This window comes from uncultured Alistipes sp., from assembly GCF_902388705.1.
In the GTDB taxonomy this organism is placed as follows: domain Bacteria; phylum Bacteroidota; class Bacteroidia; order Bacteroidales; family Rikenellaceae; genus Alistipes.
In genome coordinates, this window is record NZ_CABMQJ010000004.1 from 1 (window position 1) to 12,156 (window position 12,156).

Sequence of the window (12,156 nt, forward strand, 5' to 3'; positions counted from 1 at the left end):
TGGGCGGCGCCATCCGCGACCCGTTGTCGGGCCGCAGCTACGTCTATCAGGCCATGCGCGTGACGGGTGCCGGAAATATTTACCAGAAGGTGGGCGATACGCTCGCCGGGAAACTGCCGCAGAGCGTCATTTCGAAAAAGGCCGCCGCCGGCTATTCGAGCTATGGCAACCAAATCGGACTGGCGACGACCCATGTGCGCGAGATATACCACGACGACTATGTCGCCAAACGCCTCGAGGTCGGTGCCGTGGTCGGTGCCGTCAAGGCGGAGAATGTCCGCCGCGAGAAACCCGCCCCGGGCGACAAAATCGTGATGCTGGGCGGTCGTACGGGCCGTGACGGTATCGGCGGGGCTACGGGTTCGTCGAAAGAGCATAACACCAAATCGCTCGAAACCTGCGGCAGCGAGGTGCAGAAAGGCAACGCTCCCGAGGAGCGCAAGCTGGAGCGCCTGTTCCGCCGTCCGGAGGTGACGCGGCTTATCAAGAAATCGAACGACTTCGGCGCGGGCGGCGTCAGCGTCGCCATCGGCGAGCTGGCCGACGGACTGGATATTTACCTCGACCGCGTGAAGACCAAATACAGCGGCCTGAACTCCACGGAGCTGGCAATCAGCGAGTCGCAGGAGCGTATGGCCGTGGTCGTCGAAGCGAAGGACGTCGCCCGGTTCATGGAGTACTGCCGTGAGGAGAACATCGAGGCGGTCGAGGTGGCCGACGTCACCGATACGGCCCGCATGCGGATGTTCAACAAAGGACGCAAGGTGGTCGACCTCGCGCGCGAATTCATCGACAGCGCCGGGGCGAAGCACTATGCCGAGGCGAAAATCGGCGAGGTTGAGAACCGCGACCCCTTTGCACGCGAGGTCGGGGGAGCGACGCTCGCCGAGCGTTTCGAAGAGAACCTGCGTGACAACAATGTCCTCTCGCAGCGCGGCCTGGTGGAGATGTTCGATTCGACTATCGGCCGTTCCACCGTGCTGATGCCGTTCGGCGGCCGTACGCAGGGCAGCGAAACACAGGTTTCGGTGCAGAAACTTCCGACCGACGGTTATACCGACACGGCCAGCATCATGGCGTTCGGATACAATCCCTATGTGGCTTCGTGGAGCCCTTACCACGGTGCGGCGTATGCCGTCGTGGAGGCTGCGGCGAAAGTCGTGGCTGCGGGCGCCCGCTACGACAGGATGCGCTACTCCTACCAGGAGTATTTCGAGCGCATGACCAGGAATCCCGAGTCGTGGGGCAAACCCCTCGGTGCGCTGCTCGGCGCGCTGAAGATGCAGGTCGAACTGGGACTTCCCTCGATCGGCGGCAAGGACTCGATGAGCGGCACGTTCCAGCATATCAACGTCCCGCCGATGCTGATGGCGTTCGGCATCACGACGGTCGACGCCGGGACGGTCATCTCCACCGACTTCAAAAAGGCCGGCAGCCGCCTCTACCTCGTGCGCCATACCCCGAAAGAAAATTATATGCCCGACACGGCACAGCTGAAAGAGAATTTCGGCTTCGTGAGCGATAATATCGAAAAGGGCAACATCCTCTCCGCGTGGTCTGTCGGCTTCGGCGGCGTGGCCGAGGGAGTTGCCAAAATGGCTTTCGGCAACCGCATCGGTGCCGCAGTGAAGATGGACGAGGCGAAGCTTTTCGCGTACGCCTACGGATCGATTCTGGTCGAGAGCGCCGTCGAACTCGCATTCCCTGCCGCCGAGCTGCTGGGTGAAACGGTTGCCGACGAGGCGCTGACGGTCAACGGCGTACGTATGCCGCTCGACGCTCTGTACGAGGCCAATACCGCGAAATTCACGACGGTCTATCCCGACAAGGGCGAGAACCACGCCGACGTGATGACTTCGCAGCCCGAGCGGCGCACCTTTGCCTATAAGGGCGAAGCCGTCGAGCATCCGCTGGTCTACATCCCCGTGTTCCCCGGTACGAACTGCGATTACGATACCGCCAAGGCGTTCCGCAAGGCCGGGGCCGAGGTGGAGATGAGCGTGCTGTGCAACCTCGGGGGCGACGACATCCTGCGCTCGATTGCCGAGATGAAAGAGCATATACGCCGCGCCCACATCTTTGTGTTGAGCGGCGGTTTCTCGTCGGGCGACGAACCCGACGGAAGTGCGAAGTTTATCGTCAATGTGCTCAATAACAAGGATATTCGCGAGGAAATCCACGCGCTGCTCGACCGCGGCGGCCTGATCTTGGGCATCTGCAACGGCTTCCAGGCCCTCGTCAAATCGGGATTGCTGCCGTACGGCCGTCTGGGGATGGTGACCGCGGAGTCGCCGACGCTGTTCCGCAATGACGTCAACCGCCATATCTCGCAGATTGTTTCGACCCGTGTTTCGACGCTCAACTCCCCGTGGCTTGCAAGTTTCGCGCTGGGCGACATCCATTCGATTGCCGTCAGCCACGGCGAGGGCAAGTTCGTCGTGAGCCAAGAGCTGGCCGAAGAGCTGTTCGCCAACGGACAGGTGGCTTTCCAGTATGTCGATGCCGACGGCCGCGTGACGGCCCGAGCGCCCTACAACCCCAACGGTTCGTCGTACGCCATCGAGGGCCTCGTTTCGCGCGACGGACAGATACTGGGCAAGATGGGGCACACGGAGCGTTACGAGGAGAACCTTTTCAAGAATATCGCCGGTGAAAAGCAACAGTCGCTGTTTGCGAACGCCGTGGCCTATTTCCGCAAATCGAAGTAACCGAACCGATAAAGACCCGTGCGCATGAAAACCTCCTTTTTCCGCTTTGCCGCGATACTGCTTTTCGCCTCCGTGCTGGCTGCCGGGTGCGACGGCCGTGCGGGCAACATGCGCCTGCTTTACTGGAACATCCAGAACGGTATGTGGTCGGATCAGGACAGCGACTACGATAATTTCGTGGCATGGGTCCGCGAGTACGATCCCGATATCTGCGTGTGGTGCGAGGCCCAGTCGATTTACAAATCGGGCACGGCGGACAAAATGGCGCCGGAGGAGCGTTACCTTACGGAAAACTGGGGCGAACTGGCTGCCCGTTACGGCCACCGATACTGGTACGTGGGGGGACACCGGGACGACTACCCGCAGGTCGTTACTTCGAAATATCCGATTGAAAACGTGCAGCGAATCGTCGGCCAGGCGCCCGACAGCATCGTTTCCCACGGGGCCGGATGGGCACGAATCACGAAAAACGGCAAGACGGTCAATATCGTGACGCTCCACACCTGGCCGCAGGGGTACGCATTCCGTGCGGAAGACCGCGAGGCCAGCCGGGCCGAACACGGCGGGGATAAATACCGCCGTGTGGAAATCGAGTATATCTGCTCGCATACGGTCGCCACGGAGCCGTACGCCGCACAGCAACTCTGGATGATGATGGGCGACTTCAATTCCCGTTCCCGCCGCGACAACGGGGTCTACAAATATCCTGTCGACGATACGCGATTTCTGGTGCACGATTATATTGCGGAACATACGCCCTATGTCGACGTGATAGCCGAAATGTATCCGGGCGAGTTTTGTGCGACGATGCCCGGGAAGAGCCGCATCGATTTCGTCTATTGCACGCCGCCGCTTTACGAGCGGATCAGCCACGCGCGGGTCGTGGTCGACGATTTCACGAAGCCGGTACGCGACCCGGCGAAGCTTTCGAATTTTTACCATCCGTCCGACCACCGGCCCATTCTGGTGGATTTTGATATGAAATAATGCGATAATCAATAACTTCTAAAAAAACTCAAACACCATGAAACAGCTCGAAATGCTCTACGAGGGCAAGGCAAAACAGGTTTTCCGCACCGACGATCCCGAAAAGATCATCATCCACTACAAGGATGCGGCGACGGCTTTCAACAACATCAAGAAAGCCACGATCGAGAACAAGGGCGTGCTGAACAACGCCATCTCGACCCTGATTTTCAAAGAGCTTCAGAAAGCGGGCATCAAGACCCACTACATCGAAACGATCAACGACCGCGACCAGATATGCCGCAAGGTGACGATCATTCCGCTGGAGGTGATCGTACGCAACACCATCGCGGGTTCGATGGCGCAGCGCCTCGGCATCGAAGAGGGTACGCAGCCGTCGAACATCATCTACGACATCTGCTACAAGAAAGACGAGCTGGGCGACCCGCTGATCAACGACCACCACGCCGTGGCGCTGGGTGCCGTGACTTACGACGAACTGGATTTGATTTACGCCATGACCTCGCGTATCAACGAGGTGCTGCGTAACCTGTTCGCCAAGATGAACATCAACCTCGTGGACTTCAAGATCGAGTTCGGCCGCACGTCGGACGGCGAGATTGTCCTGGCCGACGAGGTGTCGCCCGATACCTGCCGCCTGTGGGACATGACGACCAACGAGAAACTCGACAAAGACCGTTTCCGCCGTGATTTGGGCAAGGTGCGCGAGGCTTACGAGGAGATTCTGGCACGTCTGCAGAAAATCGTCGGATAATTATGGCGATGGGACAGATTAGCGACCGTGAGTTGCATGAGGAGTGTGGGGTGTTCGGGGTTTTCCGGGTGCCCGGGGCTGCGTCGCTGACCTACTACGGACTGCATGCCTTGCAGCACCGTGGGCAGGAGGGAGCGGGTATCGTGTCCGTCGACAACGGTGCATTTTACCGTACGAAGGGCAGCGGACTTGTGACCGAAGTATTCGACGAGCCCAAACTGGCCGCCCTCAAGGGCGATATGGCCATCGGCCACGTGCGGTATACCACTGCCGGCGGCGGGGGTGTGGAGAATATCCAGCCGTTCCTGTTCCGCCACAATACGGGCGATTTCGCGTTGGCGCATAACGGCAACATCGTCAACTCGTCGCTGCTGCGCGACTACCTCGAGAACAAGGGCAGCCTGTTCCAGTCGACGTCGGACAGCGAAATCCTGGCCCACCTCATCAAGAAGGAAACCAAGTACCACGACCGTCCCCGCATCTTCTCGATTATCGACGCGCTGAACATGCTCGAGGGGGCGTTCGCGTTCCTGATTATGACCGCCAACCGCATCTATGCCTGCCGGGACAAATACGGCCTGCGGCCGCTTTCTATCGGTAAACTGGGCGACGGTTACGTCGTGTCGAGCGAAACGTGCGCATTCGACGTGCTGGGTGCGGAGTTCGTGCGCGACGTCGAGCCGGGCGAAATCGTGACCATCGACGAGATGGGTATCCGCAGCCGCGACTATTCGATGTACAAACGCTGCGAGATGTGCTCGATGGAGTATATCTACTTCGCACGCCCGGACAGTGACATCGAGGGGTGCAACGTCCACGCCTACCGCAAGGAGTCGGGACGCCTGCTTTTCGGGGAGGCGCCCGCCGATGCGGACATCGTGGTCGGCGTTCCCGACTCGAGTTTGAGCGCCGCGATGGGGTATGCCGAGGCCAGCGGCCTGCCCTATGAAATGGGCCTGATCAAGAACAAGTATATCGGCCGTACGTTTATCCAGCCTTCGCAGGAGCTGCGTGAGAAAGGCGTGCGGATGAAACTCTCGGCCGTCCGGTCGATTGTCAAGGGCAAGCGCGTGGTGCTGGTCGACGACTCGATTGTGCGCGGCACCACCTCGCGCCGTATCGTCACGATGCTCAAGGAGGCGGGTGCCACCGAGGTGCACGTGCGCATCGCCAGCCCCCCGATGACAAACCCCTGCTTCTACGGGGTGGATACCTCGACGCGCGACGAGCTGATTTCGGCGCGCAAGGAGGTGGACGGCGTCCGGGACGAGATATGCGCCGATTCGCTGGCGTTCCTTTCGCCGGAAGCGCTGCTCAAGGCAGGCAACCGCAAGGAACTTTGCATGGCCTGCTTCACGGGACATTACCCCACGGCGTTGTACCAGTCGGTCGACGAGGCGAACAAAAACGTAAAATGTTAAGGACTGTTAAAGTAAGATTATAATGGCACAGAGTTATGAGAAGGCCGGCGTGAACCTCGAGGCCGGATACGAAGTGGTGCGGCGCATCAAGAAACACGTGGCATCGACCTCGCGCCTGGGCGTGATGGGCAATATCGGCGCATTCGGAGGGATGTTCGACCTCTCGGCGCTCAACGTGAAGGAACCGGTGCTGGTGAGCGGCACCGACGGCGTGGGCACCAAGCTCAAGCTGGCGTTCGAAATGGACAAGCACGATACCATCGGTATCGACGCCGTGGCCATGTGCGTCAACGACGTGCTGGCGCAGGGTGCCGAGCCGCTGGTATTCCTCGATTATGTGGCCGTGGGCCACAACGAACCGCAGAAAATCGAAGCGATCGTGAGCGGTGTCGCCGAAGGCTGCCGTCAGGCGGGCTGCGCGCTGGTAGGCGGCGAAACGGCCGAGATGCCGGGTATGTACGCCGAGGGCGAGTACGACATCGCGGGCTTCACGGTGGGCGTGGTCGAGAAGTCGAAACTGATCGACGGTTCGAAAGTCAAGGCCGGCGACGTCTTGGTGGGCATCGCTTCGAGCGGAGTCCACTCCAACGGTTTCAGCCTCGTGCGCAAAATCCTGGCGGACAACTTCATGGATTTGCACAAGGTCTATCCCGAGCTGTCGAACAAGCTGCTGGGCGAAGTATTGCTGACCCCGACGAGAATCTATGTCCGGCAGGTGCTGGAGGTGATTCGCAACTGCGATGTGCACGGTATCAGCCATATTACGGGCGGCGGTTTCGACGAGAATATTCCCCGCATCCTGCACGAAGGCCAGGGCCTCGAGATCGAGGAGGGTACGTGGGAAATACTGCCTGTGTTCCGCTTTTTGGAGAAGTACGGCAAGGTGGCCCACCGCGAGATGTTCAACATCTTCAACATGGGCATCGGCATGGTCATCGCCCTCGATGCCTCGGAGGCGGAGAAAGCCATCGCGCTCCTTGCGGAGCAGGGTGAAAAAGCATCGGTGATAGGCCGGGTAACGGACACGGAGGGTGTCGTAATCCGTTAGGACGATGCGGCGCATTGCAGTCTTTGCCAGCGGCAGCGGTACCAATTTCGAGGCGATAGCCACAGCCTGCGAGCAGGGGGCGATTCCGGCGGAAGTGGTGCTCATGGTCTGCGACAAACCCGGCGCCCGCGTCGTGGAACGCGCTGCGGAGCACGGCGTGGAGGCATTCGTCTTTGCGCCGAAGGAGTATGCTTCGAAAGCGGATTTCGAGCGGGAAATCGTGCGGCGGCTCGATGCCGCGGGTGTGGAGCTGGTCTGCCTGGCGGGGTACATGCGCATCATCGGCGACGTGCTGCTGGAAGCTTACGGCGGACGGATTGTCAACATCCATCCCTCGCTGCTGCCGGCGTTTCGCGGCGCGCATGCCATCGAGCAGGCGCTGGAATACGGCGTCAAGGTCTTCGGGGTGACGATTCACTATGTCGACGCGACGCTCGACGGCGGGCGGATTATCGCCCAGCGCGCGTTCGAATACGGCGGCGGCAATATCGAAGAGCTGGAGCCGATGATACATGCGGTGGAATATCCGCTTTATATCGAAACGATCAATAAATTATTAAAGAAAAAATAGCGATATGCGTGCATTAATCAGTGTCAGCGACAAAACGGGCGTCGTTGACTTTGCAAAGGGTTTGCGTGCCCTTGGTTGGGAGGTCATCGCCACGGGCGGTACGATGAAACTGCTCTCAGACAGCGGCGTGGAAGTCATCAACATCAGCGATGTGACGGGCTTCCCTGAAATCTGCGACGGCCGCGTCAAGACGCTGCATCCCAACGTACACGGCGGCCTGCTGGCGCGCCGCGACGATCCCGAACACCTGAAAGCGCTGAAAGATAACAATATCGAATTTATCGACATGGTCTGTGTGAACCTCTATCCGTTCCGCCAGACCATTGCCAAACCCGATGTGAAGATGGAGGATGCCATCGAGAATATCGACATCGGCGGCCCCTCGATGCTGCGTTCGGCGGCCAAGAACTGGGCCGACGTCACGGTGGTTTGCGATCCTGCGGATTATGAGCAGGTACTCGGTGAAATCCGTGCCGGCGGCAATACGGAAAAGGCGACGCGCCTGAAACTCTCGGCCAAGGCCTATACCCACACGGCCGAGTACGACGCGATGATTGCCTCCTACATGCGTGCCCAGGCCGGACTGAATGAGAAGCTGTTCCTCGAATTCGACCTCGTGCAGTCGCTGCGATACGGCGAGAACCCGCACCAGTCGGCCAAATTCTACCGCGAGGAGAAAGAGGTGCCCTATTCGCTGGCATTTGCCCGGCAGCTCAACGGCAAGGAACTGTCGTACAACAATATCCAGGATGCGAACGCTGCGCTGTGCATCGTCCGCGAGTTCGACAAGCCTTTCTGCGTGGGGCTGAAGCATATGAATCCCTGCGGCGCTGCGGTGGGCCGGGATGTCGTGGATGCCTGGACGAAGGCTTACGAGGCCGACAAAGTGTCGATTTTCGGCGGTATCGTGGCGACCAACTGCACCGTTACGCGCGAGGCGGCCGAATTGATGAAGCCGATTTTCCTCGAGATTATCATGGCTCCGAAATTCGACGAAGGGGCGCTCGAGGTGCTCTGCACGAAGAAAAACCTGCGCCTGCTGGAGGTAAATATGGAGAAAGGCTCCGTCGACCCCAAACAATACGTCAGCGTCAACGGCGGCCTGCTCGTGCAGGATCTCGACGTGGCGACGAAACCCGTTACGGCCGATATGTGCGTCACGAAAGCGAAGCCTGCGGCGGCGCAGATGGACGACCTGAATTTCGGCTGGCACATCGTCAAGCACGTCAAGTCGAACGCCATCGTCGCCGTGAAAGACGGCCGCACGCTGGGTGTCGGCGCGGGACAGATGAACCGTATCGGTTCGGCTGAAATCGCACTGAAACAGGCGCACGCCGCCGGCGTTACCGAGGGACTCGTGCTGGCTTCGGACGGCTTCTTCCCCTTCGACGACTGCGTGACGCTGGCTGCCGGATACGGCGTGACGGCCATCGTCCAGCCGGGCGGATCGGTGCGTGACGAAGATTCGATTAAAAAAGCCGACGAGATGGGGATTGCCATGGTATTTACGGGCGAGCGGCATTTCAAGCATTAGGCCCGAAAGGCTTTATGCCTGATTATGCGGCATTACTATATTGACAATTTCCCTGAATCCCCCTTTGTAGGAGGGGGACTTCGGGTAAAACAATACGAAGCGAATATGAAAGTTTTGGTTATTGGCGGCGGAGGCCGTGAACATGCCGTGGTGGATGCACTCGCGCGTTCACCGCAGGTCGAAAAGATATTCTGTGCACCCGGGAATGCGGGAATTGCCGCGCAGGCCGAGTGCGTCGCCATCCGGGAAACCGAGGTGGAGCGGCTGCGCGACTTTGCGGCGGAGAACGGTATCGGCCTTACGGTCGTCGGTCCCGAGGTGGCGCTGGCGGCGGGCGTCGTCGATGTGTTCAAGGCTGCCGGGCTGCGGATTTTCGGCCCGACGAAGGCGGCGGCGCGTATCGAGTCGAGCAAGGAGTTCGCCAAAGACCTGATGGCCAAATATGCCATTCCGACAGCCGGTTACCGGGCTTTCACGGATTATGCTGCGGCGAAAGCCTATGTGGCGTCGCGTCCGCTGCCCGCTGTGCTGAAATACGACGGACTGGCCGCCGGCAAGGGCGTGGTGATTGCCGAAACGCCGGAGGAGGCCGATGCGGCGCTGAAAGACATGCTGCTCGACGACAAGTTCGGAGAAGGCAAGGTCGTGGTCGAGGATTTCCTCACGGGGCCCGAATTTTCGTTCATGTGCTTCGTGTCGGGCCGCCGGGTGTGGCCGATGGCGCTGGCGCAGGATCACAAGCGGGCTTTCGACGGCGACAAGGGGCCCAATACGGGCGGTATGGGCGCTTATTCGCCGCTGCCGTTCATCACGGCCGAAGACGAACGGTATACCCTGGAAAAGGTCTTGCAGCCGACGGCCGATGCGATGGTGGCCGAGGGATGCCCGTTCGAGGGCGTACTGTACGGCGGCCTGATGAAGACGCCGCAGGGTATCAAGGTCATCGAGTTCAACGCCCGTTTCGGCGACCCCGAAACCGAAGTGGTGCTGCCGCGCCTGAAAAGCGACATCGTCGACATTTTCTGTGCCGTGGCCGACGGCGGCGATACGCAGCTCGAATGGCACGATTTCGCCACGCTGGGCATCGTCCTCGCCTCGAAAGGCTATCCCGACGCCTACGAGAAAGGCCATGAAATCGAGGGCCTCGACCGGGTGGAAAGCGCAGTCTACCACATGGGTACGAAAGCCGACGGCGGCCGGATTCTGACCGCTGGAGGCCGCGTGCTGTTCGTCGTGGGAAAAGGCGCCACGCTGGCCGAGGCGCGTGCCAATGCGCTGAAAGACGTGACGCGCATCGGGTGTGACAACCTCTTCCACCGCACCGACATCGGGCATTGGGCATTTGAAAAATAGATATAAGAAGTTATGATTATCAGCGGAAAAGAACTCTCTGCAAAACTGAAAGCCGGAATGGCCGCCGAGGTGGCGACCTTCGGCGCGAAATACGGCCGTGTGCCGCATCTGGTAGTGATTCTGGTGGGCGAAGACCCGGGCAGTGTTTCGTATGTGACGGGCAAGGCCAAGGCTTCGGCCGAGGTCGGCATCCGCAATACGACGATTCGCAAGCCGGATACGATTTCCGAAGCCGAACTTTTGGACATCATCGCCGGACTGAACGCCGACGGGGATGTCGACGGTATTCTGGTGCAGCTGCCCCTGCCCAAACATATCGACGAGGACAAGGTGATCGCCGCAATTGACAAGTCGAAAGATGTCGACGGTTTCCATCCCCTGAACGTCGCGGCCTTGTGGCAGAAGCAGGTATGCACGCTGCCCTGCACGCCGAAAGGAATCATCAAGATGCTGAAAGCCGCAGGCGTGGAGATTGCAGGCAAGGAAGCCGTGGTAATCGGCCGCAGCAATATCGTGGGACTTCCCGTTTCGAAACTGCTGCTGGACGAAAACGCTACGGTGACCATGACCCACAGCCGCACGCGCAACCTGCCGGAGGTGACGCGGCGTGCGGACATTCTGGTTGTGGCGATCGGCCGTCCGAAATTCGTCACGGCGGATATGGTGCGTGACGGCGCCGTGGTAATCGACGTGGGTGTCAACCGCGACCCGGAAACCGGGAAGCTGTGCGGCGATGTCGATTTTGCGGCTGTCGAACCCCGGGCTTCGGTCATCACGCCCGTGCCGGGCGGTGTCGGCCCGATGACGATCTGCTGCCTGATGGAGAATACCATCGAGTGTTTCCTGCGCCGCATGGAGTAATCGCGCGGAATGAATATGAAAAGGCCGGGGCTCAACAGCCCCGGCCTTTTTGTCTGACCGCCGGTGTTCGCTATTTCTTCGGTTTTTTATAGCCTCCGCCGAATACGACGCCGATGTCGAACCCGAAAAAGGAGTACTCCCGCTGCATCCGTTTGTATTCGACCGTGATACGCAGGTGGTTGAAGAACTCCGCGCCGATGCGGGGATTGAGCACGAAAGCGGTGTCGTAATACCGTTCCGGACACTCCGCCCCGACACCGTATTCATCTTCGATGGCCGACATGCCGATTCCGAGCCCTACGAACGGGGCGATGTTTTTCCAGCGGCGTAAATTGTAGTCGGCGAAGGTGACCAGCGATTTGGACCGTATCGTTTCGCTCCATCCCGAATCGGACTGCCAGCCGAAATAACCGGCGCTGCGCTGCCGTTCGAAATAGCCGAGCATCCCCTGCAGGCCGATATCGAACGGCGAGTCCTTCATGTTCATGCGGATCTCGGCATACAACTGTATCCTCGGTTTTGCGGCTGTGCCGTATAAACCGTGCCCTTTGTTCAGGCCGATGCCGACCTCGTACTCCATGCGTCTTACGGCGTTGTAATTCTGGGCGCATACGCCCGACGACAGCAATAGCGCAATGCCGGCAAGGAGTAGTTTTTTCATCGGTAGGCTGGTTTTATACGGGATTTGAGGATGTATGCCCATTCCGGGGCGATTCCGTCTTCAGGTTTCGATGCAAAGGTAGGCTATTCTGCTGGAACAGCCGCATAACGGGGGTCGGTAAAATCTTACGTGCGGAATGTGTAATGTGCAGACAATCAGTAAATAGAAAACTGCAGGAACAGGAATATTCTTGCAGTCTCCGGATGATATGCGTAAGTTTGTGTCTTACAGTGTATTACCTGTTTGTATTTGGGCGTG

10 protein-coding genes are annotated in these 12,156 nt (G+C 59.4%); 9 read left to right on the plus strand and 1 reads right to left on the minus strand.

Annotation, left to right across the window (positions count from 1 at the left end; all coding sequences use genetic code 11):
• From QZT71_RS02220 to folD, 9 genes are all read left to right on the plus strand, one after another.
• On the plus strand, positions 1 to 2,708 hold a 2,708-nt coding region (locus tag QZT71_RS02220), incomplete at its 5' end, for a phosphoribosylformylglycinamidine synthase (protein ID WP_295911812.1).
• Between the two features lie 24 nt (positions 2,709 to 2,732).
• Positions 2,733 to 3,695, plus strand: a complete 963-nt coding sequence (locus QZT71_RS02225; protein ID WP_295911815.1) for an endonuclease/exonuclease/phosphatase family protein — start codon at positions 2,733 to 2,735, stop codon at positions 3,693 to 3,695.
• Positions 3,696 to 3,732: 37 nt separating this feature from the next.
• Positions 3,733 to 4,449, plus strand: a complete 717-nt coding sequence (purC, locus tag QZT71_RS02230) for a phosphoribosylaminoimidazolesuccinocarboxamide synthase (protein WP_295911818.1) — start codon at positions 3,733 to 3,735, stop codon at positions 4,447 to 4,449.
• 2 nt (positions 4,450 to 4,451) lie between these two features.
• Complete coding sequence (gene purF / locus QZT71_RS02235; RefSeq protein WP_295911821.1) at positions 4,452 to 5,870, plus strand: amidophosphoribosyltransferase; 1,419 nt, start codon at positions 4,452 to 4,454, stop codon at positions 5,868 to 5,870.
• A 22-nt stretch (positions 5,871 to 5,892) separates the two neighbouring features.
• On the plus strand, positions 5,893 to 6,918 hold the full coding sequence (gene purM / locus QZT71_RS02240) for a phosphoribosylformylglycinamidine cyclo-ligase (protein ID WP_295911823.1): 1,026 nt from the start codon (positions 5,893 to 5,895) through the stop codon (positions 6,916 to 6,918).
• Between the two features lie 4 nt (positions 6,919 to 6,922).
• The gene (gene purN, locus QZT71_RS02245; protein WP_295911826.1) at positions 6,923 to 7,489 is read left to right on the plus strand and encodes a phosphoribosylglycinamide formyltransferase; all 567 of its coding nucleotides are present in this window, start codon (positions 6,923 to 6,925) and stop codon (positions 7,487 to 7,489) included.
• Between the two features lie 4 nt (positions 7,490 to 7,493).
• Positions 7,494 to 9,023 carry a bifunctional phosphoribosylaminoimidazolecarboxamide formyltransferase/IMP cyclohydrolase gene (purH, locus tag QZT71_RS02250; RefSeq protein ID WP_295911828.1) on the plus strand — a complete coding sequence of 510 codons (1,530 nt, stop codon included), beginning with the start codon at positions 7,494 to 7,496 and terminating at the stop codon, positions 9,021 to 9,023.
• Between the two features lie 105 nt (positions 9,024 to 9,128).
• The gene (purD, locus tag QZT71_RS02255; protein WP_295911832.1) at positions 9,129 to 10,376 is read left to right on the plus strand and encodes a phosphoribosylamine--glycine ligase; all 1,248 of its coding nucleotides are present in this window, start codon (positions 9,129 to 9,131) and stop codon (positions 10,374 to 10,376) included.
• Positions 10,377 to 10,388: 12 nt separating this feature from the next.
• Positions 10,389 to 11,237 (plus strand): bifunctional methylenetetrahydrofolate dehydrogenase/methenyltetrahydrofolate cyclohydrolase FolD, encoded by an 849-nt coding sequence (gene folD / locus QZT71_RS02260; RefSeq protein ID WP_295911835.1) that lies wholly within the window; start codon positions 10,389 to 10,391, stop codon positions 11,235 to 11,237.
• A 70-nt stretch (positions 11,238 to 11,307) separates the two neighbouring features.
• On the opposite strand, the gene QZT71_RS02265 is transcribed toward folD, so the two are convergent.
• Positions 11,308 to 11,898 carry an outer membrane beta-barrel protein gene (locus tag QZT71_RS02265; RefSeq protein ID WP_295911839.1) on the minus strand — a complete coding sequence of 197 codons (591 nt, stop codon included), beginning with the start codon at positions 11,896 to 11,898 and terminating at the stop codon, positions 11,308 to 11,310.
• Positions 11,899 to 12,156: the final 258 nt, after the last annotated feature.

Bases quoted from the DNA above. Each gene is read 5' to 3' on its own strand.
- folD (WP_295911835.1), top strand. From the start codon at position 10,389: ATGATTATCAGCGGAAAAGAACTCTCTGCAAAACTGAAAGCCGGAATG.
- purC (WP_295911818.1), top strand. From the start codon at position 3,733: ATGAAACAGCTCGAAATGCTCTACGAGGGCAAGGCAAAACAGGTTTTC.
- purD (WP_295911832.1), top strand. From the start codon at position 9,129: ATGAAAGTTTTGGTTATTGGCGGCGGAGGCCGTGAACATGCCGTGGTG.
- QZT71_RS02265 (WP_295911839.1), bottom strand. From the start codon at position 11,898: ATGAAAAAACTACTCCTTGCCGGCATTGCGCTATTGCTGTCGTCGGGC.
- purH (WP_295911828.1), top strand. From the start codon at position 7,494: ATGCGTGCATTAATCAGTGTCAGCGACAAAACGGGCGTCGTTGACTTT.
- QZT71_RS02225 (WP_295911815.1), top strand. From the start codon at position 2,733: ATGAAAACCTCCTTTTTCCGCTTTGCCGCGATACTGCTTTTCGCCTCC.
- purF (WP_295911821.1), top strand. From the start codon at position 4,452: ATGGCGATGGGACAGATTAGCGACCGTGAGTTGCATGAGGAGTGTGGG.
- purM (WP_295911823.1), top strand. From the start codon at position 5,893: ATGGCACAGAGTTATGAGAAGGCCGGCGTGAACCTCGAGGCCGGATAC.
- purN (WP_295911826.1), top strand. From the start codon at position 6,923: ATGCGGCGCATTGCAGTCTTTGCCAGCGGCAGCGGTACCAATTTCGAG.